The following is a 25,570-nucleotide window of genomic DNA, read 5'->3' as shown; positions in this document are numbered from 1 at the left end:
TGGGGAGCTGAGGGCGGGTGGCTCAGGTCGACAGCATCGCCTGGTGCTTGCCGCCGAGCCCGAGGTAGGCCTCGATCACGCGCGGATCGTCCGCGAGCTCGTGCGCCGGGCCCTGCATGGCGATCTGGCCCGTCTCGAGCACGTAGGCGTAGTCGGCCACCTGCAGCGCGGCGCGCGCGTTCTGCTCGACGAGCAGGATCGACACCCCGCGCCGGCGCAGCTCGCTGATGATGCGGAAGATCTCGCGCACGATCAGCGGCGCCAGCCCCAGGCTGGGCTCGTCGAGCATCAGCAGCTTGGGCTTGGCCATCAGCGCGCGGCCCACCGCAAGCATCTGGCGCTCGCCGCCCGACATGGTGCCTGCGGCCTGGCTGCGGCGCTCCTTGAGGCGCGGGAAGAGCGCATAGACCTCCTCGAGCGTCTGCGCGTGATCGCGCTTGCCCATGCGATAGCGCTGGAAGGCGCCCAGCACCAGGTTGTCCTCGACGCTCATCTCGCCGAAGAGCTCGCGCTTCTCGGGCACCAGGGTCATGCCGCGCGCGACCATGCGTTCGACCTCGGGCACGCCTTCCACGCTGCCGTCGAAGGCGACCTGGCCGCGCGAGCCGAGCACGCCCATGATCGCCGACAGCATCGTCGTCTTGCCCGCGCCGTTGGGGCCGATCACGGTGACGATCTGGCCCTCGCCGACGGTGAGGCTGGCATCGGTGAGCGCCTCGACCTTGCCGTAGGACACGCACAGGTCCTTGACCTCGAGCACCGGGTTCTTCGCGTCCGCGTTAGAGGATGCGGCGCTGCCTTGCGTCTGCTTATTCATCGCGTTCTCCCCGCTCATTCCACACCGCCCAGATAGGCCTCGAGCACCGCCGGGTTCTGCTGGATCTCGTCGGGCAGGCCCTCGGCGATCTTCTGGCCGAACTCCATCACCACCACGCGATCGACCAGGCTCATCACGAAGTCCATGTCGTGCTCCACGATCAGGGTCGCCATGCCCTCCGCGCGCAGCTTCCGGAGCAACTCGCCGAGCGCCTCCTTCTCCCTGAAGCGCAGGCCGGCCGCGGGCTCGTCGAGCAGCAGCAGGCAGGGGTCGGCGCACAGCGCACGCGCGATCTCCAGGATGCGCTGCTGGCCCAGGGCGAGGCTGCCGGCCTCCTCGTACATGTACTCGGCCAGGCCCACGCGCTCGATCTGACGGGCGGCTTCCTTGAGGATGCGGGCCTCTTCCGCGCGGTCCAGGCGCCAGGCCGAGCTCAACACGCCCTTGTCGCTCCTGAGGTGGGCGCCGATCGCCACGTTCTCGAGCACGCTCATCGTCGGCAGCAGCTTCACGTGCTGGAAGGTACGGCTCATGCCCATGCGGGCGATCTCGCGCGAGTCGTGGCCGGCCACCGGCTTGCCGAGGAAGCGCACCTCGCCCGAGGTCGGGGTGTCGACGCCCGAGATCTGGTTGAACATCGTGCTCTTGCCCGCGCCGTTGGGGCCGATGAGCGCGAGGATCTCGCCTGCGCGCACCTCCAGGCTCATGTTGTTGTTGGCGATCAGGCCGCCGAACCGGCGCGTGACGTCCTTGGCCTCGAGGATCAGTTCGCCCGCCTTCGGCAGGGTGCGCCGCGGCAGCGGTTCGGCGTCGGGGTCGATGGTCTTGCGGAGCGCACGCACCGGCACCAGTTTCTTGAGGATCGGCCACAGGCCCTCGCGGGCGCGGTGCAACACCAGCACCATCAGCAGGCCGAACACGATGGTCTCGAAGTTGCCGGTGGCGCCGAGCAGGCTGGGCAGCCAGTTCTGCAGCCACTGCTTGAGCACGGTGATGACGCCCGCGCCCACGATCGCTCCCCAAACGTAGCCGGCGCCGCCGACCACCGCCATGAAGAGGTACTCGATGCCGATATGCACGCCGAACGGGGTCGGGTTCACGAAGCGCTGCATGTGCGCATACAGCCAGCCCGAGGCGCACGCCAGCAGCGCCGCGATCACGAAGATCACCATGCGCGAGCGCGAGGTGTCCACGCCCATCGCCTCTGCCATCACGCGGCCGCCCTTGAGGGCGCGGATCGCACGCCCCTCGCGCGAGTCGAGCAGGTTGTGGGTGGTGAGCATGGCGACGAGCAGGAAGGCCCAGATCAGGTAATAGATCTCGCCGCCCTCGTCCAGCGTCCAGCCCAGCAGCCCGATGGCCGGAATGCCGCTGATGCCGGTGTGGCCGCCCAGGCTCTCCATGGTGCCGAAGAGGAAGTACAGGCTGATGCCCCACGCGATCGTGCCCAGGGGCAGGAAGTGCCCCGAGAGCTTCAGGGTGAGCGAGCCGATCAGCACCGCGACCAGGGCGGTCAGCAGCAGCCCGACCGCCAGGGTGAGCCAGGGCGAAGTCCCCGCCCAGGCGAGCCATCCCGGCAGGTCGGTCGCGGTGGTGAGCGCCGCGGTGGTGTAGGCGCCCAGGCCCACGAAGGCGGCCTGGCCGAAGCTGGTCAGTCCGCCCACCCCGGTAAGCAGCACCAGGCCGAGCGCGACCATCGCATACAGGCCGATGTAGTTCAGCAGCGTCACGTAATACGGCGACAGGATCGCCGGCACCAGCAGCAGCAGGGCGAGAAAGGCCCCCAGGACCAGACGGTCGGTTCTCATTCTTCTTCCTCCACGTGGTGGCTACGCAGCGAGCGCCACAGCAGCACGGGAATGATCAGGGTGAACACGATGACTTCCTTGTAGGCGCTGGCCCAGAACGACGCGAAGGCTTCGAGCAGCCCCACGGCGAGCGCACCCACGGCGGCCAGCGGATAACTCGCCAGGCCGCCGATGATGGCGGCGACGAACCCCTTGAGGCCGATCAGGAAGCCGGTGTCGTAGTAGATCGTGGTGATCGGGGCGATCAGCACGCCCGAGAGCGCACCGATGAAGGCGGCGAGGAAGAACGTCAGCTTGCCGGCGAGCGTGGGCGAGATCCCCATGAGCTGGGCGCCGACGCGGTTGATCGCGGTGGCGCGCAAGGCCTTGCCGTAGAGCGTGCGTTCGAAGAACTGGTACAGCGCCACGATCAGCAGCACCGACACCACCACCACCCACAGCGTCTGCGCGGAGACCATCAGCGGGCCGAGCTCGAGGCTGAACTCGCTGAACGCCGGGGTGCGCTGGCCTTCCGCTCCGAAGAACAGCAGTCCCAGGCCCACCATCGCGATATGCAGCGCCACCGAGACGATCAGGAGCACCAGCACCGGCGCCGATGCGATCGGCTGGTACATCAGGCGGTACATCATCGGCCCCATCGGCACCACGATCGCCAGCGTCAGCAGCACCTGCACCGCCAGCGGCAGCTCCTTGACCGCCAGCCCGCCGACCACCGCGGCGAGCGCCAGCGGATAGCCCAGGTTCCAGCCCGCCACGCTCGCGGCACGCCGGCCCTGCCCCGCCTTGAGCGCGAGCCCGCCGTCGAGCACCGTGACCAGCGCTCCCATCGCCACCAGCATCCACACCGTGGCCGGCAACACGCCCGACTGCATCATCGCCAGCGTCAGCGCCCCGTAGGCCACGAACTCGCCCTGCTGGATGAAGATCACCCGCGTGACCGCGAACACCAGCACCAGCGCCAGCGCCAGCAGCGCGTAGATCGCGCCGTTGGTGATCCCGTCCTGCGACAGGATCAATGCAATTGACATATCCATGGAAATGCCTCGTCTCGGCGGTGCCTCGCGGACCGCCGTGATTGATTCGATGTGTCGGGAACCCCCGACGGACGCGCGGCGGGACGCCATGCGCCCCGCCGCGGAGGGGGATGCTTACTTCAGCAGCGACCAGGTGCCGTTGCGGATCTCGATCATCACGCGCGAGCGGTCGTCCAGGCCGAGGTGATCGTCGGGGCTCATCGTGTAGATGCCGGTGGCGCCGGCGACTTCCTTCACGCCCTCGAGCGCATCGCGCAGCGCCGTGCGGAACTCCGCCGAGCCCGGCTTGGCCGCCTTGAGCGCGGCAGGGACGGCCGCCTGCAGCAACACCCCGGCGTCCCACGCGTAGGCCCCGAAGCTCGACACCGAGCCCGCGCCGTTGGCGGCCTCGTACTTCTCCACGTAGGCCAGCGCGCTCGCCTTGACGGGGTGGCTGTCGGGCAGGCTGCGCGCCATCTGCACCGGGCCGACCGGCAGCAGCGTGCCTTCGCAGTCCTTGCCGCAGATGCGCAGGAAGTCGTTGTTGGCCACGCCGTGGGTCTGGTAGATCGGCCCCTTGTAGCCGCGCTCGCGCAGCGTCTTCTGCGGCAGCGCCGAGGGCGTGCCCGAGCCGGCGATGAACACCGCGTCCGGCTTCACCGACATCAGCTTGAGCGCCTGGCCGGTCACCGAGGTGTCGGCCGGGTTGAAGCGCTCGCTGGCGGCGATCTCGATGCCCTTGGCTTCGGCCAGCTTCTTGAACTGCTCGTACCAGCCCTCGCCGTAGGCGTTGGCGAAGCCGATGAAGGACACCTTCTTCACCTTGTTGGCGACCATGTGCTCGACGATCGCCGACGCCATCTGCTGGTCGTTCTGGGGGGTCTTGAAGACCCAGCGCTTCTTGTCGTCCATCGGCGCGACGATGCGCGCCGACGCGGCCATCGAGATCATCGGCGTCTTCGTCTCGGCGGCGACGTCGACCATGGCCAGCGAAGCGGGGCTGGTGGTGGAGCCGATGATCACATCGACGCCGTCCTCGACGGTCAGCTTGCGGGCGTTCTTGACCGCCGTGGTGGTGTCGGAGGCGTCGTCGAGCACGATGTAGCTCACCTTTTCGCCGCCGATGGTGGCCGGCAGCAGCGCGATCGTGTTCTTTTCCGGGATACCCAGCGAAGCGGCGGGGCCGGTGGCCGAGAGCACGACACCGACCTTGATCTCGGCATGGGCGGCAGTGGCGGCGAAGGCGAGGCCGAGGGCGGCCAGCAGGGTGTTACGCAACTTCATGGTGTCTCCTCCAGTGGTTGTGCGGTGCGAGGGGGCCGGCGCGCCGGGGGCGCAGCGCTCGGGGCGCGCAAGTTCTGCATTGCAGAACGCGTTCTAGTTATTAGAATTGATACAAAAGATTCCGTCAAGCAGAAACTTTGTATCAATTCCAAAAGTATCCGGCTCCTGCTGTGCGCAACCTCCCGCCGCACCCACCCCTCAGGTCGCGTGGTCGCCCGACTCGACACCCGGGAGAAGGGTCGCGCCGAGTCGCCGCGACAGCGCGTCGCAGGCCTCCTTCAGCGCCTGGAGCACGGGACTGTGCGGGAGGAGATCCAGCGTGCCCTCGACGCCCACGAGGGCGATGCTCATGTTGATCTCGTTCTTGAAGTTGAACACCGGGGCCGCCGCAGCCTCGACGCCGCGGGCGAAATAGCCGCTGGAAATCACCGCCACACCCCGCGCGCGGACCTCGGCGAGCAGCCGGCGCGCGTCGTCGAGGGTGGCAAGGCCCGCGGGCACCCGACCGGATTCGAGCTCGGCGCGCAGCAGCGCTTCGGTCTGCTGCTCGGGCAGCCATGCGGCGAAGACGCGCCCGGCGGCCGAGCTCAGCAGGCTGAGGCTGGTGCCGGTCAGCACATTGACGGTGATCGGACGACGGGGACGCTCCCAGCGCACGACGACCGGCCCTCGATCGCTCCAGACGGCGAGCGCGACGGTCTCGTTGGTGAGATCGCGCAAATCGCCGATCGCGCTCAAGCCGAGACGGATCCGGTCGACGCGGTCGAGGGCGACCAGGCCGAGGTTGAGGGCGAAGGGACCGAGGTCGTAGCGCGAGGTGAGCCGGTCCTGTTCGACGAGTCCGCTGCGGATCAGGCTGACCAGGTAGCGGTGCGCCTTCGAGGGCGGCATGTCGGCGGCCTGGGCGATGTCCTTGAGCATCATGGAGCGCTTGCCGGTGACCATGGCGCGGAGGATGCTCATGCCCACCTCGAGAGATTGCACGCCGTGCTTGCCGTCGAGTTCGTCGCTCATCGAAGCCCCCTCACCGATAAAATTACTTATTGAAGAAATCTTTCCTTTATATGTAACATAAGTCCGAGCGGAGGAGAACAAGGATGAATCAGCTGAAAGTCTATGCGATCGACGGCATCGTGCCGGTGGTGGATCCGACCGCCTACGTGCACCCGTCGGCCGTGCTGATCGGCGACGTGATCGTGGGCCCGGACTGCTACGTCGGGCCTTGCGCAAGCCTGCGCGGCGACTTCGGGCGACTGATCCTGGAGCGCGGCTCGAACCTGCAGGACACCTGCGTGATGCATGGCTTTCCCGGCACCGATACGGTGGTCGAGGAGGACGGACACATCGGCCACGGCGCCGTGCTGCACGGCTGCAGGGTGGGCCGCAACGCCTTGGTCGGCATGAACGCCGTGATCATGGACAACGCGGTGATCGGCGAGTCATCGATCGTCGCCGCGGCGGCCTTCGTCAAGGCCGGCGTCGAGATGCCGCCGCGCATGTTGATCGCCGGCATGCCGGCCAAGGCGATCCGCGCGCTCTCCGAGGAGGAGATGCGCTGGAAGAGCTCGGGAACCGCGACCTACCAGGACCTCACCCGCCGCAGCCTGGCCACGATGGAAGAGACCGTGCCGCTCGCGGCGGTCGAGCCCGGGCGCAAGCGCATCCACATGCCGGACGTGGTGCCGCTGGTGGAACTGCGCAGGCGGGAAGGCTGAGGCCGGCGGCGCACGCAGGGCGGCACGGCCATGAACGCGTCCCGCACGCCCCCGCCCCGGTCGCCGCGCGCCGACCGGCGGGAAGAGGCTGGCGGCGCTCAGGCGGCGCCGCGCAGCGGGTCGGCGTCCTGGAAGCGCGCGAGAAGGCGGGGCGACGCCTCGGGCGTGCGGCCGTCGGCGAGGCGGAGGTGAGCGTCGATATGGCGCTCGGACGGCACCAGCAGCCGACGGTAGAGTTCGCGGCACAGCAGCCGCGCACGCTGCCCCGGCCAGTCGCTCGCCAGCAGCACGTCGGGCAATCCGGGATCGCGCAGCAGCAGGCGGCGGTAGTCGTGGATCAGCAGCATCCGCATGAGGAAGGCGTTCTCATCCCCGGACTCGCTGGCGCCATCGCGGAGCTGGGCCAGCACGGGCTGGTAGCAGTCGACGAATTCGCGATAGGTCTGCGCCAGGCGCTCGAGATTCCATGCCGCATGCACCAGGTCGGCGTCGCTGGCCGCCGCACCCAGGGCCGCATCCGCAGCCATCAGGGGCTTGAGCCGCGGCAGCAGCCCACCCAACCCCTCCCCGACGAGCGCGTCGAAGGCGGTGATGAGGTCCGCGCTCGGATGCACGAAGCAGTCCCCGTCGAGGGCGCCGAAGCCCTGCCAGAACAGCGCCCTGCGCAGGCGCTCGCGGTCCCTGGCCGCAAGCTCGCCGACGGCGAGGATCAGCCGCCAGCGACGATCCCAGCCCTGCGCAGCGGAGGCGTAGATGCGGCGCGACGCCTCCTCGATACGCTGCAGACCGGAAGGCGTCAGCATATAGTCCGTACGGCGGCCGCAAGGCTCGCTGACCAGCCATTCATCGCGCGCAAGCCGAAACACCGATGTGCGGACGAGACGCTCGTTGAGCCCAAGCGGCTCGAGCAAGCGGATCAGGCTGCCCAGCCAGATGCGTCCGCCTCGGGGCAGCACGGCGTCGCCGAAGACGGAAATGATCAGCGACCCGGCCTGCACGCGATCTTGCTTGCGGAACGCTTCAAGGCGATCTTGGATGGAAGTGGTCACGGACGAGCTTGTTCGCGCTGCGGTTGGGGGCCCGAAGTCTATCGATTCCGGGCAGATGCGCCTAGCGCCGGAGCGCGCTTTCGAGGCCGCTGCACTCGCGTACGCAAGGCTCGAGGACGAGCGCCACGCCGATTCCGCGGGCACGAAGCCTGGATGCGTGCGGGCGAGTGCGCGGGAGGGCAAGGCAGCAAGGAGATTAATACGATACTTATACTAGATTTTTCTATGTCTTCTTGTATCACATTAAGTCCAGAGCAGCGGACGCCCCGGGTTTTTCGACTGGCTACGGCTGCCGGAACACCCCGATAATTTTCACATATCCAACTGTTTATAAACGACTTCCTTATATCTAAACGTGTTTCGCCTATCAAAACTTGAGGTGATCACCCCCTCCAGAATAGATACCTAGTATTGACATTTATCAAATCGATTTGTATCGTTTGAAGCACAAGACCACCCACTCGGAGAGACCCATGCCCCACCCCTTGCTCGAAAAGCACCGCGCCACCCTCGAAAGCGCCCTCGACGCCATCGCCACGCGCGGCTACTGGTCTGCCTTCCCCGAGATGCCGAGCCCCAAGCTCTATGGCGAGGCGGCGCCGGACGAGGGCAAGCGCGCCTTCGAGGCGCACCTGGGCAAGCCGTTCGAGCTCGGGCAGCCGGGCCAGACGGGCTGGCACGGCGGCGAGAGCTCGCCCTATGGCGTGGCGCTCGACGTGCGCTATCCGGTGTGCGACCCGGAGACGCTGATCGCCGCCGGGCTCGAGGCAATGAAGGGCTGGCAGGCGGCGGGCGCCGACGGCCGCACCGGCATCTGCCTGGAAATCCTCCAGCGCCTGAACAAGCAGAGCTTCGAGATCGCCCACGCGGTCATGATGACCACCGGCCAGGGCTGGATGATGGCCTTCCAGGCCGGCGGCCCGCACGCCCAGGATCGCGGCCTCGAGGCCGTCACCTACGCCTGGCGCGAGCAGAGCTTCGTGCCGGCCGAGACCACCTGGGAGAAGCCCCAGGGCAAGAACCCGGCGCTGGTCATGAAGAAGCACTTCCAGATCGTCGGCCGCGGCGTGGGCCTGGTGATCGGCTGCGGCACCTTCCCGACCTGGAACACCTACCCGGGCCTGTTCGCCGCGCTCGCCACCGGCAACGCGGTCATCGTCAAGGCGCACAGCAATGCCATCCTGCCGGCGGCGATCACCGTGCGCACGATCCGCACCGTGCTCGCCGAGAACGGCATCGACCCCAACCTGGTGAGCCTGTGCGTGGCCACCCAGCGCAGCGTCACCCAGGCGCTCGCCACCCACCCGGCGGTGCAGTCGGTCGACTTCACCGGCAGCAACGTGTTCGGCCAGTGGCTGATCGACAACTGCCGCCAGGCCCAGGTCTATGCAGAGCTCGCCGGCGTGAACAACATCGTCATCGACTCGACGGACTCCTACAAGGCGATGCTGGGCAACCTCGCCTTCACGCTCTCGCTGTATTCCGGCCAGATGTGCACCACCTCGCAGGCGATCTTCGTGCCCGCGGGCGGGATCGACACCGAGGACGGCCACAAGAGCTACGACGAGGTCTGCGCCGACCTCGCCCGTGCGGTCGAGCGCTTCCTGTCCAAACCCGAGGTCGCCCACGCCGTGCTCGGCGCGATCCAGTCCGCCGACACCGCCGAACGCATCGACATCGCCAACAGCGGCGCGCTGGGCAAGGTCGTGCTGGCCTCGCAGAAGCTCGACAACCCCGAGTTCCCGGGCGCCAAGGTGCGCACCCCGGTGCTGCTCGCCTGCGACGCCGCCGACGAGAAGGCCTACATGGAAGAGCGCTTCGGCCCGATCAGCTTCATCGTCAAGGTCGCCGACACCGCCGCAGGGATCGCGCTCTCCGAGCGTGTGGTCAGGACCCACGGCGCGCTCACCGTCGGGCTCTACTCCACGAGGCAGGACGTCATCGACGCGATGACCGAAGCCACCTGGCGCGGCAAGGTCGCGCTGTCGATCAACCTCACCGGCGGCGTGTTCGTGAACCAGTCGGCGGCCTTCTCCGATTACCACGGCACCGGCGGCAACCCGTCGGCCAACGCCTCGTATTCGGATTCCGCCTTCGTCGCCAACCGCTTCCGCGTCGTCCAGCGCCGCTACCACGTCTGAGGATCCGTCCGTGGAATACAACAACATCCAGTTTGCAGTGGAGGCGGGCGTCGCCCGCCTGACGCTGAACCGCCCCGACAAGCTCAACAGCTTCACCGGCGAGATGCACGCCGAGCTGCGCGACGCGCTCGACCGCGTCCACGCCGACAAGGCCGCGCGCGTGCTGGTGCTCACCGGCGCCGGCCGCGCCTTCTGCGCCGGCCAGGATCTGGCCGATCCCGACATGGCGTCGGTGGGCGGCAAGATGCCCGACATCGGCAACGTCGTCGAAAAGAACTACAAGCCGCTCGTGCTGCGCCTGCAGAACCTGCGCGTGCCCACCATCGCCGCGGTCAACGGCATCGCCGCCGGCGCCGGCGCCAGCGTGGCGCTCGCCTGCGATCTGGTGGTGGCGGCGAAGTCGGCCTCCTTCCTGCAGGCCTTCAGCAAGATCGGACTCGTACCCGACACCGGCGGCACCTGGTTCCTGCCGCAGCGCGTCGGCATGGCGCGCGCGATGGGCCTGGCGATGCTCGCCGACAAGCTGCCCGCCGAGAAGGCCGCCGACTGGGGCCTGATCTGGGCGGCGTACGACGATGCCGAGTTCGCTGCAAAGGTGGACGCGCTCGCCGCGCAGCTCGCCGCCATGCCGACCAAGGCCCTGGTGCGCACCCGCCAGGCCATGCACGCCGCGGCCGGCCATACGCTGGAGCAGCAGCTCTCCTTCGAGGGCGGCTTCATGCGCGAGCTGGGCTGGAGCCCCGACTACGCCGAAGGCGTCGCCGCCTTCATGGAAAAGCGCGCACCGAAGTTCACCGGGGAATGAGCGTGACCGACACCCAGATCTCCAAGTCCGCCGCGCAGCCGCTGCCCGCCTCGGCTGTCGTCGCCGTGGTCGGCACCGGCGCCATGGGCGCCGGCATCGCCCAGGTGGCGGCCGCGGCCGGCCACGTGGTCAAGCTGCTCGACAACCGTCCGGGCGCCGCCGCCAAGGCGATCGAAGGCATCCGTGCCCAGTTCGGCAAGCTCGCCGACAAGGGCAAGATGAGCACCGAAGCCGCGCAGGCGGCCGCTGAACGCCTGATCGCCGTCGACCAGCTGGCCGAGCTCGCCGACGCCGCACTGGTGGTCGAGGCCATCGTCGAGAACCTCGAAGCCAAGCAGAAGCTGTACGGCGACCTGGAGAACATCGTCGGCGCCGACTGCATCTTCGGCACCAACACCTCGTCGATCTCGGTGACCTCGATCGGCGCCGCCCTGCAGCGCCCCGAACGCCTGGCCGGCCTGCACTTCTTCAACCCGGCGCCGCTGATGAAGCTGGTCGAGATCGTCTCCGGCCTCGCCACCGCGCGCGTGGTCGCCGACACCCTGTTCGCCACCGCCGCGGCCTGGGGCAAGACGCCGGTGCATGCGCGCTCGACGCCGGGCTTCATCGTCAACCGCGTCGCCCGTCCCTACTACGCCGAGGCGCTGCGCATCCTCAACGAAGGCGGTGGCGACTGCGCCACACTCGACGCGATCATGCGCGACGCCGGCGGTTTCCGCATGGGGCCGTTCGAGCTGATGGACATGATCGGCCACGACGTCAATTTCGCCGTCACACGCTCGGTGTGGAACGCCTTCTACAACGATGCGCGCTTCACGCCCTCGCTGATCCAGCAGGAGCTGGTCGACGCCGGCTTTTTCGGTCGCAAGTCGGGCCGCGGCTTCTACGACTACCGCGAGGGCGCCGCGCGCCCCGCACCCCAGGTCGCGGTGGCGCAGCACGCACCGGACGAGATCGTGCTCCACGGCCATTCGGCCGCCGTGCATGCGCTCGCCGACCGCCTCTTCGAGCGCAACATCCCCCATACCTGGGGCGAAGCCAACGACGGTCGCATCGCCGAGACGGGAGGCGCGGTGATCTTCGTCACCGACGGCCGCACCGCCACGCAACGCGCCACCGAGATGGGCATCGCCAACGTGGTGCTGATCGACCTCGCACTGGACTACGCCACCGCCGGCCGCATCGCGGTCGGCGCCGCGATCAACTGCTTCGCGCCCGCGGTCGGCGCCGCGATCAGCCTGCTGCAGGCGGCCGGCTTCGAGGTCTGCCGCCTGGGCGACACCCCGGGACTGGCAGTGATGCGCACCGTCGCGATGCTCGCCAACGAAGCGGCCGACGCGGTCAACCAGGGGGTGTGCGATGCCGCCGGCGCCGATGCGGCGATGAAGCTCGGGGTCAATTACCCGCGCGGACCGCTGGAATGGGCCGACCGCGTCGGCCTGCCGGCGATCTGCGCCGTACTCGCCAACCTCGCCCGCTTCTATGGCGAGGACCGCTATCGCGTGTCCCCGCTGATCCAGCAGCGCGTGTTCGCCGGAAAGAAGATCCATGACTGATGCGCAGCCCATCCCGACCGATCCGCAGGCCCTGGCCGAGGCCGTGACCGCGGCGATGTGGTCGCGCGACCGTACCGCCCAGGCGCTCGGCATGCGCATCGAGCACGTCGGTCCCGGCCGCTCCAGGGTCAGCATGACGGTGCGCGGCGACATGGTGAACGGCCACCACATCTGCCACGGCGGCCTCATCTTCACCCTGGCCGACACCGCCTTCGCCTACGCCTGCAACGCCTACAACCGCAACACCGTGGCGTCCGGATGCAACATCGACTTCGTCGCCACCGGGCGCGAAGGCGACACCTTGCAGGCCGAGGCCGTGGAGCGCACGCTGGCCGGTCGCACCGGCGTCTATGACGTCACCGTGCGCGACAGCGCAGGCAACACCATCGCCCTGTTCCGGGGCAAGAGCTACCGTATCTCCGGCGAGGTGATCGCCGGACTCGCCGCAGAGAACGCCTAGACGGGTCCGCGCGGCCCCAAGCACACGTAGAGAGACAGAGGAGACCACACCATGCCCGTGAAGAGCCCCCGCCCCGGCGACCTCGACCCGATCGAGACCGCCAGCCGCGACGAAATTTCCGCCCTGCAGCTGCAGCGCCTGCAGTGGTCGGTGCGCCACACCTACGACAACGTCGCGCCCTACCGCAAGCGCTGCGAGGAAGCGGGCGTGCATCCCGACGACCTCCAGTCGCTGGCCGACCTCGCGAAGTTCCCCTTCATGACGAAGACGGACCTGCGCGACAACTACCCCTTCGGCCTGTTCGCCGTGCCGCGCGACAAGGTCGCCCGCCTGCACGCCTCCAGCGGCACCACCGGCAAGTCGGTCGTGGTCGGCTACACGAAGCGCGACCTCGACAACTGGGCCGACGTGGTCGCCCGCTCGCTGCGCGCGGCCGGCGTGCGTGCCGGCGACATGGTGCACAACGCCTACGGCTACGGCATGTTCACCGGCGGCCTCGGCGCCCACTACGGCATCGAGCGTGCCGGCTGCACCGCGGTGCCGATGTCCGGCGGCCAGACCGAGAAGCAGGTGCAGCAGATCATGGACTTCCGCCCCGACGCGATCATGGTCACGCCGTCCTACTCGCTGGTGATCGCCGAGGAGTTCGAGCGCCTGAACATCAAGCCCGAGGACATCTCGCTGAAGATCGGCATCTTCGGCGCCGAGCCCTGGGGCGAAGGCATGCGCAGCGAGATCGAGCGCAAGCTCGGCATCGACGCCATCGACATCTACGGCCTCACCGAGGTCATGGGCCCGGGCGTGGCCAGCGAGTGCATCGAGACCAAGGACGGCCCGGTGATCTGGGAAGACCACTTCTATCCCGAGATCATCGATCCCGACACCGGCGAAGTGCTGCCCGACGGCGAGGAAGGCGAACTCGTGTTCACCTCGCTCACCAAGGAAGCCTTCCCGGTCATCCGCTACCGCACCCGCGACCTCACCCGCCTGCTGCCGCCGACCGCGCGCTCGTTCCGCCGCATCGGCAAGATCACCGGGCGCTCGGACGACATGCTGATCGTGCGCGGCGTGAACGTGTTCCCGACCCAGATCGAGGAGCAGATCATGCGCGACCGCCGCCTGTCGGGTAACTACCAGATCGTGCTCACGCGCGACGGCCATCTCGACAACGTCGAGATCCGCGTCGAGGTCCAGCGCGAACTCTCCGGCAAGCTCAGCCGCACCGAGACCGAGAACATCGCACGCGAGCTGCAGCACCACATCAAGACCATCATCGGCATCTCCACCAAGGTGAACGTGATGGAGTTCGAAGCCATTCCGCGCACGCTGACCGGCAAGGCCCGCCGCGTCATCGACCAGCGCCCGAAGCAACTGTAAGGAGCTGGCCATGACTCAAGCATTCATCTGCGACGCCATCCGCACCCCCATCGGCCGCTACGGCGGCTCCCTGGCCTCCGTGCGTGCCGACGACCTCGGCGCCGTGCCGCTCAAGGCCCTGATGACCCGCAACCCCCAGGTCGACTGGACCGCGGTCGAAGACATCATCTACGGCTGCGCCAACCAGGCCGGCGAGGACAACCGCAACGTCGCGCGCATGTCCGGCCTGCTCGCCGGGCTGCCGATCGAGGTGCCCGGCACCACGGTCAACCGCCTGTGCGGCTCGGGCATGGACGCCATCGGCCTGGCCGCGCGCTCGATCAAGTCGGGCGAGACCGAGCTGATGATCGCCGGCGGCGTCGAGAGCATGTCGCGCGCGCCCTTCGTGATGGGCAAGGCCGAGTCGGCCTTCTCGCGCAGCGCCGCGATCTACGACACCACCATCGGCTGGCGCTTCATCAACCCGCTGATGAAGAAGCTGTACGAGACGCACTCGATGCCGCAGACCGCGGACAACGTCGCCGCCGACTTCGACATCTCGCGCGCCGACCAGGACGCCTTCGCGCTGCGCTCGCAGCAGCGCTGGGCCGCCGCCCACGCCGCCGGTCGCTTCAAGGACGAGCTGGTGCCGGTGGTGATCCCGCGCAAGAAGGGCGACCCGATCGTCTTCGACACCGACGAGCATCCGCGCCCCGAAACCACGCTGGAGATGCTGGCCAAGCTCAAGGGCGTCAATGGCCCCGAGCTCAGCGTCACCGCCGGCAACGCCTCGGGCGTCAATGACGGCGCCTGCGCGCTGCTGCTGGCCTCCGACGCCGCCGCCGCGAAGCATGGCCTGACCCCGCGCGCCCGCGTCGTCGCCATGGCCACCGCCGGCGTGGCGCCGCGCATCATGGGCTTCGGCCCCGCACCCGCGGTGCGCAAGGTGCTCGCCAAGGCGGGCCTCACGCTCGATCAGATGGATGTGATCGAACTCAACGAGGCTTTCGCGGCACAAGGCCTCGCCGTGCTGCGCGACCTCGGCCTCGCCGACGACGAAGAACGCGTGAACCCCAATGGCGGCGCCATCGCCCTGGGCCACCCGCTGGGCATGAGCGGCGCCCGCCTGGTCACCACGGCGGCCTACGAGCTGCAGCGCCGCAATGGCCGCTACGCGCTGTGCACGATGTGCATCGGCGTCGGCCAGGGCATCGCGATGATCATCGAGCGCGTCTGAGGCACGGGACAGTCCATGAACTACGAAACCCTCGCCATCGAGCGCCGCGGCGCCGTCGCGACGATCTGGATGGATCGGCCGGCAGTGTTCAACGCCTTCAACGAGCAGCTCATCGCCGAGCTGGCGGCCGCCTGCGCCGAACTCGACGCCGATGCCGGCGTGCGCGTGGTGGTGCTGGCCGGGCGTGGCAAGCACTTCTCGGCCGGTGCCGACCTCAACTGGATGCGCCGCGCCTCGGACAGCACCGAGGCGGAGAACCTCGCCGACTCGCGCAAGTTCGCCGCCATGCTGCGCACGCTGTCGGGGATGTCGAAGCCGACCATCGCGCGCGTGCAGGGCGCGGCGCTCGGTGGCGGCACCGGCCTCACCGCCGCCTGCGACATGGCGATCGCCGCGGACGATGCCAGCTTCGCGACCTCCGAGGTCAAGTTCGGCATCATCCCCGCGGTGATCAGCCCCTACGTGCTGCGCGCCATCGGCCCGCGCCACGCCCTGCGCTACTTCCAGAGCGCCGAACGCTTCGGCGCCGCCGAGGCCAAGGCCATGGGCCTGGTCGGCGAGGTCGTCACGCTGGATGAACTCGACGCCGCGGTCGATCGCCTCGTGCAGGCCCTGCTCGCCTGCGGCCCGCAGGCCCAGCTTGCCGCCAAGCAGCTGATCGCCGCGCTGGCCGGGCGTCCGATCGACGACGCCGTCGCCGAGGAGACCGCCGGCCGCATCGCGCGCCAGCGCGTCACCGCCGAAGCCCGCGAAGGCTTCACGGCCTTCTTCGAGAAGCGCTCGCCGGCGTGGATGCAATGAACACCCGCCGCGCCCCGGGCGTGGCGGACCTTTGAGGAGGAGGCGGGGTCACAGCCATGCGCACCCCGCGTTCCGTGCCGGTATTTCCCGGTGCGGTGTTTGCTAGGAGGAAACACATGTACACCCAGGCAATGGACATTCCGGACGATTCCGGAAAGAAACTCGCAGCGGTCTCCAATGCGACGAGCGAGCAGGAAGCCGCCTTCGAGGCCCGCATCGACGCCGACGGGCGCATCGAGCCGCAGGACTGGATGCCCGAGGCCTACCGCAAGACGCTGGTGCGCCAGATCAGCCAGCACGCCCACAGCGAGATCGTCGGCATGCTGCCGGAGGGCAACTGGATCTCGCGCGCGCCCAGCCTCAAGCGCAAGGCCATCCTGATCGCCAAGGTCCAGGACGAGGGCGGCCACGGCCTCTACCTGTACTCCGCCGCCGAGACGCTGGGCACCAGCCGCGACCAGATGCTCGAAGGCCTGCACTCGGGCAAGGCCAAGTACAGCTCGATCTTCAATTACCCGACGCTCAACTGGGCCGACGTCGGCGTGATCGGCTGGCTGGTCGATGGCGCGGCGATCATGAACCAGGTCCCGCTGTGCCGCTGCTCCTACGGCCCCTACGCGCGCGCCATGGTGCGCGTGTGCAAGGAGGAATCCTTCCACCAGCGCCAGGGCTACGAGGCCCTGCTGGTGATGATGAAGGGCACCGACGAGCAGCGCGCGATGGTGCAGGACGCGGTCAACCGCTACTGGTGGAAGTGCCTGGCCATGTTCGGGCCGCCGGATGCCGACAGCCCGCACAGCGCGCAAGGCATGCGCTGGGGCATCAAGCGCATCAGCAACGACGACCTGCGCCAGAAGTTCATCGACGCCACCGTGCCGCAGGCCAAGGTGCTGGGCGTGACCCTGCCCGACCCCGACCTCAAGTGGAACGAGGCGCGCGGCCACTACGACTACGGCCAGATCGACTGGGCCGAGTTCTGGAACACCGTCGAAGGCAACGGACCGTGCAACAACGAACGCCTGGCCACCCGGGTCAAGGCACACAACGATGGCCAGTGGGTCCGCGACGCGGCCCAGGCCTATGCCCGCAAGCAAAAAGAACGCGCACTGAAGGAGGCAGCATGAACACCCCCGCACTCAAGGATTGGCCCCTCTGGGAAGTCTTCGTCCGCAGCAAGCAAGGCCTCGAGCACAAGCACTGCGGCAGCCTGCACGCGGCCGACGCGGCCCAGGCCCTGCACATGGCGCGCGACGTGTACACCCGCCGCCAGGAAGGCGTGAGCATCTGGGTGGTGCCCTCGGTCGCCATCACCGCCAGCAACCCGGACGACAAGGGCGAGCTCTTCGACCCCGCCGCCGACAAGATCTACCGCCATCCGACCTTCTACGAGATCCCTGAAGAAGTGGGGCACATGTAATGAGCACGCCGATCGACTACCTGCTGCACCTGGCCGACAACGCCGTCGTGCTCGGCCAGCGCAACGCCGAATGGTGCGGGCACGGCCCCATCCTGGAAGAAGACATGGCGCTGGCCAACGTCAGCCTCGACCTCATCGGCCAGGCGCGCCTGCTGTACCAGCGCGCCGCCGAGCTGAAGGGCGGCGACGCCACCGAGGACAAGCTGGCCTATTTCCGCGGCCCGCACGAGTTCCGCAACTACACGCTGCTGGAGCTCCCGCACCACGGCGCGCTGGTCGGCTACGCCGCGGCCGACCGCGACTACGCCACCACGATCGTGCGCAACTTCCTGTATTCGGCGCTGATGGTGCACGTGTGGGACGGCCTGCAGCAGTCCGCCGACGCCAGCCTCGCCGCGATCGCCGCCAAGTCGCTGAAGGAAACCAGCTACCACCTGCACCACTCGCGTGACTGGCTGGTGCGCATGGGCGACGGCACCGAGGAGTCGCACGCCCGCGCGCAGGCGGCGGTGAACCACCTCATGCCCTACACCGAGGAGTTCTGGACCACCAGCCCGGCCGAAGGCGCCGCGGTGGCGGCCAAGATCGGCATCGACGTATGGGCGCTGCGCCCGGCCTGGGACGCGCTCGTCAACGAGGCGCTGGCCGAAGCCACCCTGACCCGCCCGAACTTCCACGGTTACGTGACCGAGGGCAAGATCGGCCTGCACTCCGAGCATCTGAGCTACCTGCTCGGCGAGATGCAGGGTCTGGCCCGCGCCCACCCGGGCGCCACCTGGTAAGGGCGAAGGCCATGAGCAGCGTCGTGGACAAGGTCTGGGCCACCCTGGAACCCCTGACGGACCCGGAGATCCCGGTGGTGACCCTGCGCGAGCTGGGCATCCTGCGGGATGTGCGGGAGACGGCGGCGGGCATCGAGGTGGTCATCACCCCGACCTACAGCGGCTGCCCCGCCATGGGGCAGATCGAGGACGACGTGCGTGCGAGCCTGGAACAGGCCGGCATCGCGGCGCGGGTGATCACCCAGCTCGCGCCGGCCTGGACCACCGACTGGATGAGCGACGAGGCCAAGGAAAAGCTGCGCGCCTACGGCATCGCCCCGCCCCACCGCACCTGCGGCAGCAGCGGCGGCGCCGAGGTCAGCGTGCTGAAGTTCGTGCGCCGGCAACCGACCGCGGCGGTCGCCTGTCCGCAGTGCGGCTCCACCCACACCGTCGTCACCTCCGAGTTCGGCTCCACGGCCTGCAAGGCGCTGTACAAGTGCCTCGACTGCCAGGAGCCCTTCGACTATTTCAAACCCTATTAAGAGCCGGAGCCCAGACGCCATGTCAGCCCCCCGTTTCCAAGAACTCGCCATCAAGCGCGTGAGCCCCGAGGCCGCCGGCGCGGTGGCGATCACCTTCGCCATCCCCGAGGCCGAGCGCGAGCGCTTCGCCTTCGAGCCGGGCCAGTTCCTCACCCTGCGCGCCACCATCGATGGCCAGGACGTGCGCCGCAACTACTCGATCAGCAGCCCGCGCAGCCGCCTGGCACGCGAGGGCGAGCTCGAGATCGGCATCCGCCCGGTGGAAGGCGGCCTGTTCTCGAACTGGGCCACGCGCGCCATCAAGGCCGGCGACACCCTGCAGGTGATGCCGCCCGACGGCCGCTTCGTGGTCAAGAAGAAGCGCGCCATCCACCGCGTCGGCTTCGCCGCCGGCTCGGGCATCACCCCGATCCTGTCGATCGCCGCGAGCACGCTGGAAGAACAGCCGGACTCGAAGTTCACGCTGATCTACGGCAACCGTCGCATGTCCACGGTGATGTTCAACGAGGACCTGCAGGACCTCAAGGACCGCTACCGCGACCGCCTGACCATGATCCACGTGCTGTCGCGCCAGGCCCAGGAAGTGGACCTGCTGCAGGGGCGCATCGACGGTCCCAAGGTGCGCGCGATCATCGACGCCCTGCTGCCGGTAGGCAGCATGGACGAGGTCTTCATCTGCGGCCCCGACGAGATGATCACCGCCACCGAGACCGCGCTGGTCGAGGCCGGCGTGCCCGCCGACCGTATCCGCACCGAGCGCTTCACCGCCAACCTGCCCGCCGGCGCCCACCCGGTCGGCGCCTCGAGCACCGCCGAGGCCGTCGCGGCCGCGACCAAGGACATCACCATGGTCCTGGTGCTCGACGGCAAGGAGCACGAGATCGCGATCGGCCCCGACGAGCACCTGCTCGACGCCGGCCTCAATGCCGGCCTCGACCTCCCTTTCTCGTGCAAGGCCGGCGTGTGCTGCACCTGCCGCGCCAAGGTGACGGAGGGCGAAGTCGTGATGGACAAGAACTTCACCCTCGAGGCCGACGAAGTCGCGCAGGGCTACGTGCTGAGCTGCCAGGCGCGCGCCACCACCAAGCGCCTCAAGATCAGCTTCGACGAGCGCTGACACGATCTGCGGGCCGACGGCGTCCGCGCGCGCAGCAGCTTCCGACGGCCGTCTCGACGGCCGTTTTCCTTCGCGGACGGAGACGCGGCCGCGCGCCCCTGACGCAGGTCAACGCCGAAAGGGCGGCGGCCTGCTATCCCTTTAGACCTCATCCACTTTCCAGCGCGAAGATCATGGCCGGCTCCCACGCTCTCAGCACCGCCTTCGAACCGTCCTCGATCGCCGTCATCGGCGCGTCCGACGCACCCGGGTCCGTCGGCCGCGTCATCTTCCGCAACCTGGTCGAAGGCGGCTATCGCGGCACCCTGTACGCGGTCAACCCGAAGTACGGCAGCATCCAGGACCATCCCTGCCACCGCTCGGTCGAGGACATCGGCCGACCGGTCGATCTCGCCATCATCGCCACCCCCGCACGCATGCTGCACAGCGTCACCGCACAGTGCGGGCGCAGCGGCGTACGCAACGCGGTCATCATCAGCGCCAGCGGGAACGCACTCGAGCGCCGCATCGTCGAGACCGCGCGCGAGACCCGGCTGCGCCTGATCGGGCCCGGCAGCCTGGGCATCGCACGCCCCGGCAGCGGGATCAATGCCGCGCTCACCCGCATCGCCGTCAAGCCCGGCGAGATCGCCCTGATCTCGCAGTCGGGCGCGATGTGCTCGGTCGTGCTCGACTGGGCGTTGACCAACGACGTCGGCTTCTCTTCGGTCATCTCGCTCGGCGGCACGGTGGACATCGACTACGGGGAAACGCTGGAGTACCTGATCCACGACACGCAGACGCGCTACATCCTGCTGCACGTCGATCACATCCGCAACGCCCGCCAGTTCATGAGCGCACTGCGCTCGGCCGCGCGCGTCAAGCCGATCATCCTGCTCAAGGCCGGCCGCCACGGTCGCAGCGACAACAACGCCGCCGACGCGGACAACGCCGGCCTCGCCGACGTGGTCTTCGACGCGGCGATGCGCCGCGCCGGCGTGGTGCGGGTGCAGAACATCGACCAGCTCTTCTTCGCCGCCAAGGCCTTGTCCTGCGGCTTTCGACCGCGCGAGGACAGCCTCGCCATCGTCTCCAACGGCAGCGGCCCGGCCGATCTCGCCGCCGACCGCGCCAAGGACCTCGGCACCGGACTCGTCGGGCTGGGCTCGCCGACGGTCGCCACGCTCGAGCGCCTCGGCGGACGCGAGCGGCACTCCCACAACCCGCTCGACCTCGGCGGCGACGCCAGCGCGCAGCTGTACCGCGACGCCATCCTCGCCCTCTCCGAGGACGCCGCGGTTTCCAACGTGCTGGTGATCCTGTCGCCGCACGCGCTCGTCGATCCGGTCGAGGTGGCGCAGGACATCATCGACCTCGCCGCCCAGGTGCGGCTCCAGCTGTGCTGCTGCTGGATGGGCGGCGGCCAGGTCGCCGAGGCGCGCGCGCTGCTCGCCCGGGCCGGGCTGCCGGTGTTCAGTTCGCCCGAGGCGGCGATCGAGCTGTTCCACAACATCTCGCGCTTCCACCACAACCAGACCCTGCTGCTGCAGACCGCCGGCGGCGGCAGCGCCGCCGCCTACCGCCGCACGGGTGGTGCGCGCGTGCTGATCGAGACCCTGCTCAACCAGCGTCGCCATATCCTCTCGGCGATGGAGTCCAAGGCGCTGCTGCGCAGCTTCGGCATCCCGGTCACGCACACCACCGTCGCCCGCGACGCCACCGAGGCATTGTTCGTCGCCGAGCAGGCGGGTTTTCCGGTGGCGATGAAGGTCGACGCTCCCGAGCTGGCGAGCAAGTCCGAATCCGGCGGCGTGCGCCTCAACCTCAACACCGCCGAGTCGGTGTGGAGCGCCTTCCACGACATCGTCGACGCGGTGCGCCTGCGCCACCCCGAGGTGCAGATCAACGGCGTGTCGATAGAGCCCTATCTGTACCGGCCGCAGGCGCGCGCCTTCCGCATCCAGGTGCATCGCGACGCGATCTTCGGTCCGGTGATCAGCCTCGGCGCGCAGGACGCCTCCGCGCCGCGCACCTTCGCGCTGCCACCGCTGAACCCCGTGCTGGCCCGCGACCTCATCGACTCGGCCATCCCGGCGGCCGCACAGGGCCCGCGCAGCCAGGGCGGCGCGCTCAACCGCGCCGCCATCGAGCAGGTGCTGGTGTCGGTGTCCGACCTCGTGTGCGAGCTGCCCTGGGTGCGCGAGCTCGCGATCGACCCCTTGTTCATCGACGGCGACGGCGCCATCGCGGCCGATGCCCGCGTCGTCATCGACCAGGGCCTTCCCGCCGGCAGCGACCGCTACGCGCACATGGCGATCCACCCCTATCCGCTGCACCTCGTCCAGGACTGGAAGGTCGGCGACGGTCGTGCCGTGCGTACGCGTCCGGTGCGCCCGGAGGATGCCAACCTGGTGCTGGGCTTCTTCGACGGACTGAGCGCCGAGACCCGCTTCATGCGCTTCATGGAAGAGCTGCAGGAGCTCAGCCCGGCGCTGGTCGCGCGCTTCACGCAGATCGACTACGACCGCGAGATGGCGCTGATCGCCACCACCATCGACGACGCCGGCGCCGAGCACATGGTGGGCAGCGCCCGCTATTCCCTCGCCGCCGACGGCGAATCGGTCGAGTTCGCCCTGGTCGTGGCCGACGACTGGCAACGCCACGGACTGGGCCGCCGCCTCATGGGTGCCCTCATCGAGGTCGCGCGCGGCAAGGGCTATCGCAACATCTTCGGCGACGTGCTGGGCAAGAACGCCAAGATGCTGCGCCTGATGCACGGCCTCGGCTTCCTCGTGCAGCCCCACCCGGAAGAGAGCGCGTTGCGCCGGGTGGTGAAGGTGCTGCATGGCAAGTAGCGCGTCCGCAGCGGCGCAGACGGCCGCTCAATAATCGCCCCAGCGCGCCTGCAGCGCCGCCACGGCGGCGAGGCCCGCGGTCTCGGTGCGCAGCACGCGCGGCCCGAGCCGCACGCGCCGGCAACCGGCGGCGTCGAAGGCCGCCATCTCGCCCTCGCTCCAGCCACCCTCCGGCCCGACCAGCAGGTGCACCTCGTCCTTCGGCTCGGGTTCGTCGGCAAAGCCCTTGGCCCCGCCGGGCGCAAGCACGTAGCCGGGCGCAAGCACGTAGCCGGGCGCAGCGCGATGCGCGCCCAGCCAGTGTGCGAGCGGCTGCAGGGGGCGGATCTCGGGGACGCGGTTGCGCCCGCACTGCTCGCAGGCCGCGATCGCGACCTGCTGCCAGTGCGCGACGCGCTTGTCGGCACGCTCGGCCGCCAGACGCAGCACCGAGCGCTCGGCCTGCACCGGCTGGATCGCATGCACGCCGAGCTCCACCGCCTTCTGCACCACCCAGTCCATCTTGTCGCCCGAGGCCAGCGCCTGCACCAGCACGATGCGCAAGGGCGACTCGCGTTCGACCGCACGCGCCTCGCCGAGCCGAGCGAACACCGCCTTGCCGCGCACGGCCAGGCGCGCATCGACCTCTCCGCCGCTGCCGTCGAACAGCACCACCGCCTCGCCATCGCGCAGGCGCAACACCCGCAGCGCATGGTGGGCGAGCGCCTCGGGGAGCGCCACCTCGCCGCCCGCAGGCAGGCGATCCGGAAAGTGGAATCGTGAAATCATCGTAAGATTATAGGCCCAGCTCCCCTCGCCCCCAGCCCCTCTCCCCCAGCCCCTCTCCCCCAGCCCCTCTCCCGCCGCCCCTCTCCCGCCGCCCCTCTCCCGCCGCCCGCCGGCAAGGAGCCCGCCATGCCCACCGCCGCCCACCGCCTCGCCCGTGCCCGCGCCCTCGAATCGATGGTGCGCGACATCGCGCGCGCCGAGATCCTTCCGCGCTACCTGAAGTCCGCGCGCAACCGCAAGGCCGACGGTTCGCTGTTCACCGAGGCCGACATGGCCTCGCAGCAGCGCTTCAGCGAGGCCCTGCCCGCCTTCCTGCCCGGCGCCGTGCTCGGCGAGGAGATGACCGCGGCCGAGCAGGCCGCGCTGTGGAAGGAAGGCGCGCGCGGCCTGTGGTGCATCGACCCGATCGACGGCACCACCAACTTCGCCAACGGCATCCCCCTGTTCGCGGTGTCGATCGCCTATCTGATCGACCACGAGCCGGTGATCGGCGTGGTGTACAACCCGATCACCGACGAATCCTTCTACGCCGCCCGCGGCGCCGGCGCCTTCCTCAACGGCACCGAGCTGCCGCTGCGCGCAGGCGCCACCGAGTTGCGCGACGCCGTCGCCGGGGTGGACTTCAAGCGCATCAGCCACCACCTCGGCGACGAGCTCGCGGTGCGTCCGCCCTACTACTCGCAGCGCAACTTCGGCTCCAGCGCCCTCGAATGGTGCTTTGTCGCCGCCGGCCGGCTCGACGTCTACCTGCACGGCGGGCAGATGCTGTGGGACTACGCCGCCGGCCGCCTGATCCTCGCCGAAGCCGGCGGCATCGCCGAGGCGCTCGACGGCGGCGTGCTGATGTCCGGCCCGGCGATCAAGCGCGGCGTCATCGCCGCCACCAGCCCGGCGCTGTTCGCCGAATGGTCGGCCTGGGTCAAGGCGCGCTCCTGATGGCTCGCACCGCGCTTTATTGCGGTGCAGAATCCGTGTCGAAACCGACTCGCCAGCGGCGGAACCCATCATGTCCATGAAGCACCCGATCATCGCCGTCACCGGCTCGTCCGGCGCCGGCACCACCACGGTCAAGCACACCTTCGAAGCGATCTTCCACCGCGAGAACGTCAACGCCGCCATCGTCGAGGGCGACAGCTTCCACCGCCACACCCGCGCCGAGATGAAGACGCTGATCGAGGAAGCCGAGCGTGCGGGCCTGCGCGGGATCAGCCACTTCGGCCCCGAGGCCAACCTGCTCTCCGAGCTCGAGAGCCTCTTCCGCGCCTACGGCGAGGCCGCCACCGGCCGCCGCCGCTACTACATCCACAACGAAGCCGAGGCGATGCGCTGGAACCTGCCGCTCGGCACCTTCACCGAGTGGGAAGATCTCCCGGTCGGCACCGACTGCCTGTTCTACGAGGGCCTGCACGGCGCACTCGTCACCGACGAGGCCGACATCGCCAGCCACGTCGACCTGCTGATCGGCGTCGTGCCCATCATCAACCTCGAGTGGATCCAGAAGCTGCACCGCGACACCAAGCTGCGCGGCTACACCGCCGAGGCCGTGCAGGACACCATCCTGCGCCGCATGCACGACTATGTGCACTACATCGTCCCGCAGTTCGCCCGCACCCACATCAACTTCCAGCGCGTGCCGGTGGTCGACACCTCCAACCCCTTCATCGCGCGCGACGTGCCCACCCAGGACGAGTCCATGGTGGTGATCCGCTTCAAGGACCCGCGCGGAGTCGACTTCCCCTACCTGCTGCGCATGATCCACGACGCCTTCATGAGCCGCGCCAACACCATCGTGATCCCCGGCGGCAAGCTCGACCTCGCCATGCAGCTGATCCTCACCCCGCTGATCTGGAAGCTGATGGAACGCCGCCGCCAGTGGGTGTGAGGCGCGAACGCCCCGACGAGACCTCCAGATCGGGCCTCCCCGCAACCGCTCCCCCGTTCCGACGCGACCACGCCCCCCGCCCTCAGCCGCACACACGCAAGGTCGCGGGGCCGGGGTGATGCGCGCCAACTTCAGGAGCGCCGAGGTGGAGGGCGTCGCGGGGGAAGCAAGGCGACGCATGTTTGAGGAGCGCAGCGACGAGTT

The 25,570-nt window shown here is 69.0% G+C and carries 23 protein-coding genes; 16 read left to right on the top strand and 7 right to left on the bottom strand.

Annotated elements, in window-relative coordinates; all coding sequences use genetic code 11:
- Nucleotides 1–22: 22 nt before the first annotated feature.
- From TMZ1T_RS07485 to TMZ1T_RS07465, 5 genes are all read right to left on the bottom strand, one after another.
- A complete protein-coding gene (locus tag TMZ1T_RS07485; RefSeq protein ID WP_040829257.1) occupies nt 23–817 on the bottom strand; it encodes an ABC transporter ATP-binding protein in 795 nt (264 codons plus the stop codon).
- 14 nt (nt 818–831) lie between these two features.
- The gene (locus TMZ1T_RS07480; RefSeq protein WP_012585061.1) at nt 832–2,625 is read right to left on the bottom strand and encodes a branched-chain amino acid ABC transporter ATP-binding protein/permease; all 1,794 of its coding nucleotides are present in this window, start codon (nt 2,623–2,625) and stop codon (nt 832–834) included.
- The gene (locus TMZ1T_RS07475; protein ID WP_012585060.1) at nt 2,622–3,659 is read right to left on the bottom strand and encodes a branched-chain amino acid ABC transporter permease; all 1,038 of its coding nucleotides are present in this window, start codon (nt 3,657–3,659) and stop codon (nt 2,622–2,624) included. Before TMZ1T_RS07475 ends, TMZ1T_RS07480 begins: the two co-directional genes overlap by 4 nt.
- 114 nt (nt 3,660–3,773) lie before the next feature.
- Complete coding sequence (locus tag TMZ1T_RS07470; protein ID WP_004313989.1) at nt 3,774–4,922, bottom strand: ABC transporter substrate-binding protein; 1,149 nt, start codon at nt 4,920–4,922, stop codon at nt 3,774–3,776.
- A 198-nt stretch (nt 4,923–5,120) separates the two neighbouring features.
- Entirely contained in the window at nt 5,121–5,936 is an 816-nt protein-coding gene (locus TMZ1T_RS07465) for an IclR family transcriptional regulator (protein WP_012585059.1), read from the bottom strand.
- A gap of 83 nt (nt 5,937–6,019) precedes the next feature.
- Between TMZ1T_RS07465 and paaY the strand changes: the two genes are divergently transcribed.
- Nucleotides 6,020–6,637: a phenylacetic acid degradation protein PaaY gene (gene paaY / locus TMZ1T_RS07460; protein ID WP_012585058.1), complete on the top strand. Its 618-nt coding sequence runs from the start codon at nt 6,020–6,022 to the stop codon at nt 6,635–6,637.
- Nucleotides 6,638–6,735: 98 nt separating this feature from the next.
- Here paaY and paaX read toward each other — a convergent pair whose 3' ends face one another.
- On the bottom strand, nt 6,736–7,686 hold the full coding sequence (paaX, locus tag TMZ1T_RS07455) for a phenylacetic acid degradation operon negative regulatory protein PaaX (protein ID WP_012585057.1): 951 nt from the start codon (nt 7,684–7,686) through the stop codon (nt 6,736–6,738).
- A gap of 473 nt (nt 7,687–8,159) precedes the next feature.
- Between paaX and paaN the strand changes: the two genes are divergently transcribed.
- From paaN to TMZ1T_RS07385, 13 genes are all read left to right on the top strand, one after another.
- Nucleotides 8,160–9,827: a phenylacetic acid degradation protein PaaN gene (gene paaN, locus TMZ1T_RS07445; protein ID WP_012585056.1), complete on the top strand. Its 1,668-nt coding sequence runs from the start codon at nt 8,160–8,162 to the stop codon at nt 9,825–9,827.
- 10 nt (nt 9,828–9,837) lie between these two features.
- A complete protein-coding gene (gene paaG / locus TMZ1T_RS07440; RefSeq protein WP_004299887.1) occupies nt 9,838–10,632 on the top strand; it encodes a 2-(1,2-epoxy-1,2-dihydrophenyl)acetyl-CoA isomerase PaaG in 795 nt (264 codons plus the stop codon).
- Nucleotides 10,629–12,188 carry a 3-hydroxyacyl-CoA dehydrogenase PaaH gene (paaH, locus tag TMZ1T_RS07435; RefSeq protein WP_004299885.1) on the top strand — a complete coding sequence of 520 codons (1,560 nt, stop codon included), beginning with the start codon at nt 10,629–10,631 and terminating at the stop codon, nt 12,186–12,188. The genes paaG and paaH overlap by 4 nt, the downstream gene beginning before the upstream one ends.
- Nucleotides 12,181–12,648 carry a hydroxyphenylacetyl-CoA thioesterase PaaI gene (gene paaI / locus TMZ1T_RS07430; protein WP_004299883.1) on the top strand — a complete coding sequence of 156 codons (468 nt, stop codon included), beginning with the start codon at nt 12,181–12,183 and terminating at the stop codon, nt 12,646–12,648. The genes paaH and paaI overlap by 8 nt, the downstream gene beginning before the upstream one ends.
- A 51-nt stretch (nt 12,649–12,699) precedes the next feature.
- Nucleotides 12,700–14,025 (top strand): phenylacetate--CoA ligase PaaK, encoded by a 1,326-nt coding sequence (paaK, locus tag TMZ1T_RS07425; RefSeq protein WP_004299881.1) that lies wholly within the window; start codon nt 12,700–12,702, stop codon nt 14,023–14,025.
- Between the two features lie 10 nt (nt 14,026–14,035).
- Complete coding sequence (gene pcaF, locus TMZ1T_RS07420) at nt 14,036–15,241, top strand: 3-oxoadipyl-CoA thiolase (protein ID WP_012585055.1); 1,206 nt, start codon at nt 14,036–14,038, stop codon at nt 15,239–15,241.
- Nucleotides 15,242–15,256: 15 nt separating this feature from the next.
- Nucleotides 15,257–16,042 (top strand): enoyl-CoA hydratase/isomerase family protein, encoded by a 786-nt coding sequence (locus TMZ1T_RS07415; protein WP_012585054.1) that lies wholly within the window; start codon nt 15,257–15,259, stop codon nt 16,040–16,042.
- 116 nt (nt 16,043–16,158) lie between these two features.
- Nucleotides 16,159–17,166, top strand: coding sequence for a 1,2-phenylacetyl-CoA epoxidase subunit PaaA (gene paaA, locus TMZ1T_RS07410; RefSeq protein WP_012585053.1), 1,008 nt, complete (start codon nt 16,159–16,161; stop codon nt 17,164–17,166).
- Nucleotides 17,163–17,459 carry a 1,2-phenylacetyl-CoA epoxidase subunit PaaB gene (gene paaB, locus TMZ1T_RS07405; protein ID WP_004299876.1) on the top strand — a complete coding sequence of 99 codons (297 nt, stop codon included), beginning with the start codon at nt 17,163–17,165 and terminating at the stop codon, nt 17,457–17,459. The genes paaA and paaB overlap by 4 nt, the downstream gene beginning before the upstream one ends.
- Nucleotides 17,459–18,241 (top strand): 1,2-phenylacetyl-CoA epoxidase subunit PaaC, encoded by a 783-nt coding sequence (gene paaC / locus TMZ1T_RS07400; protein ID WP_004299874.1) that lies wholly within the window; start codon nt 17,459–17,461, stop codon nt 18,239–18,241. Before paaB ends, paaC begins: the two co-directional genes overlap by 1 nt.
- A gap of 11 nt (nt 18,242–18,252) precedes the next feature.
- Entirely contained in the window at nt 18,253–18,765 is a 513-nt protein-coding gene (gene paaD, locus TMZ1T_RS07395) for a 1,2-phenylacetyl-CoA epoxidase subunit PaaD (protein ID WP_012585052.1), read from the top strand.
- Between the two features lie 19 nt (nt 18,766–18,784).
- Nucleotides 18,785–19,882 (top strand): 2Fe-2S iron-sulfur cluster-binding protein, encoded by a 1,098-nt coding sequence (locus TMZ1T_RS07390; protein WP_012585051.1) that lies wholly within the window; start codon nt 18,785–18,787, stop codon nt 19,880–19,882.
- Between the two features lie 173 nt (nt 19,883–20,055).
- Entirely contained in the window at nt 20,056–22,716 is a 2,661-nt protein-coding gene (locus TMZ1T_RS07385) for a bifunctional acetate--CoA ligase family protein/GNAT family N-acetyltransferase (RefSeq protein ID WP_004299871.1), read from the top strand.
- Nucleotides 22,717–22,743: 27 nt separating this feature from the next.
- On the opposite strand, the gene TMZ1T_RS07380 is transcribed toward TMZ1T_RS07385, so the two are convergent.
- Entirely contained in the window at nt 22,744–23,484 is a 741-nt protein-coding gene (locus TMZ1T_RS07380) for a 16S rRNA (uracil(1498)-N(3))-methyltransferase (RefSeq protein WP_012585050.1), read from the bottom strand.
- Between the two features lie 126 nt (nt 23,485–23,610).
- On the opposite strand from TMZ1T_RS07380, the gene TMZ1T_RS07375 reads away from it, so the two are divergent.
- Nucleotides 23,611–24,420: an inositol monophosphatase family protein gene (locus tag TMZ1T_RS07375; RefSeq protein ID WP_004299867.1), complete on the top strand. Its 810-nt coding sequence runs from the start codon at nt 23,611–23,613 to the stop codon at nt 24,418–24,420.
- Nucleotides 24,421–24,490: 70 nt separating this feature from the next.
- Nucleotides 24,491–25,366, top strand: coding sequence for a phosphoribulokinase (locus tag TMZ1T_RS07370; RefSeq protein WP_004299865.1), 876 nt, complete (start codon nt 24,491–24,493; stop codon nt 25,364–25,366).
- Nucleotides 25,367–25,570 lie beyond the last annotated feature (204 nt).

Source organism: Thauera aminoaromatica, assembly GCF_000021765.1.
GTDB lineage: Bacteria > Pseudomonadota > Gammaproteobacteria > Burkholderiales > Rhodocyclaceae > Thauera > Thauera aminoaromatica.
Note: the sequence above shows the minus strand (reverse complement) of the source record. Positions and strands in the feature narration are given on the sequence as shown.

Excerpts from the sequence above, each read along its gene's own strand:
- TMZ1T_RS07485 (WP_040829257.1), bottom strand. The coding sequence starts at position 817 with ATGAATAAGCAGACGCAAGGCAGCGCCGCATCCTCTAACGCGGACGCG.
- TMZ1T_RS07480 (WP_012585061.1), bottom strand. The coding sequence starts at position 2,625 with ATGAGAACCGACCGTCTGGTCCTGGGGGCCTTTCTCGCCCTGCTGCTG.
- TMZ1T_RS07475 (WP_012585060.1), bottom strand. The coding sequence starts at position 3,659 with ATGGATATGTCAATTGCATTGATCCTGTCGCAGGACGGGATCACCAAC.
- TMZ1T_RS07470 (WP_004313989.1), bottom strand. The coding sequence starts at position 4,922 with ATGAAGTTGCGTAACACCCTGCTGGCCGCCCTCGGCCTCGCCTTCGCC.
- TMZ1T_RS07465 (WP_012585059.1), bottom strand. The coding sequence starts at position 5,936 with ATGAGCGACGAACTCGACGGCAAGCACGGCGTGCAATCTCTCGAGGTG.
- paaY (WP_012585058.1), top strand. The coding sequence starts at position 6,020 with ATGAATCAGCTGAAAGTCTATGCGATCGACGGCATCGTGCCGGTGGTG.
- paaN (WP_012585056.1), top strand. The coding sequence starts at position 8,160 with ATGCCCCACCCCTTGCTCGAAAAGCACCGCGCCACCCTCGAAAGCGCC.
- paaH (WP_004299885.1), top strand. The coding sequence starts at position 10,629 with ATGAGCGTGACCGACACCCAGATCTCCAAGTCCGCCGCGCAGCCGCTG.
- paaI (WP_004299883.1), top strand. The coding sequence starts at position 12,181 with ATGACTGATGCGCAGCCCATCCCGACCGATCCGCAGGCCCTGGCCGAG.
- paaK (WP_004299881.1), top strand. The coding sequence starts at position 12,700 with ATGCCCGTGAAGAGCCCCCGCCCCGGCGACCTCGACCCGATCGAGACC.
- pcaF (WP_012585055.1), top strand. The coding sequence starts at position 14,036 with ATGACTCAAGCATTCATCTGCGACGCCATCCGCACCCCCATCGGCCGC.
- TMZ1T_RS07415 (WP_012585054.1), top strand. The coding sequence starts at position 15,257 with ATGAACTACGAAACCCTCGCCATCGAGCGCCGCGGCGCCGTCGCGACG.
- paaA (WP_012585053.1), top strand. The coding sequence starts at position 16,159 with ATGTACACCCAGGCAATGGACATTCCGGACGATTCCGGAAAGAAACTC.
- paaB (WP_004299876.1), top strand. The coding sequence starts at position 17,163 with ATGAACACCCCCGCACTCAAGGATTGGCCCCTCTGGGAAGTCTTCGTC.
- paaC (WP_004299874.1), top strand. The coding sequence starts at position 17,459 with ATGAGCACGCCGATCGACTACCTGCTGCACCTGGCCGACAACGCCGTC.
- paaD (WP_012585052.1), top strand. The coding sequence starts at position 18,253 with ATGAGCAGCGTCGTGGACAAGGTCTGGGCCACCCTGGAACCCCTGACG.
- TMZ1T_RS07390 (WP_012585051.1), top strand. The coding sequence starts at position 18,785 with ATGTCAGCCCCCCGTTTCCAAGAACTCGCCATCAAGCGCGTGAGCCCC.
- TMZ1T_RS07385 (WP_004299871.1), top strand. The coding sequence starts at position 20,056 with ATGGCCGGCTCCCACGCTCTCAGCACCGCCTTCGAACCGTCCTCGATC.
- TMZ1T_RS07380 (WP_012585050.1), bottom strand. The coding sequence starts at position 23,484 with ATGATTTCACGATTCCACTTTCCGGATCGCCTGCCTGCGGGCGGCGAG.
- TMZ1T_RS07375 (WP_004299867.1), top strand. The coding sequence starts at position 23,611 with ATGCCCACCGCCGCCCACCGCCTCGCCCGTGCCCGCGCCCTCGAATCG.
- TMZ1T_RS07370 (WP_004299865.1), top strand. The coding sequence starts at position 24,491 with ATGTCCATGAAGCACCCGATCATCGCCGTCACCGGCTCGTCCGGCGCC.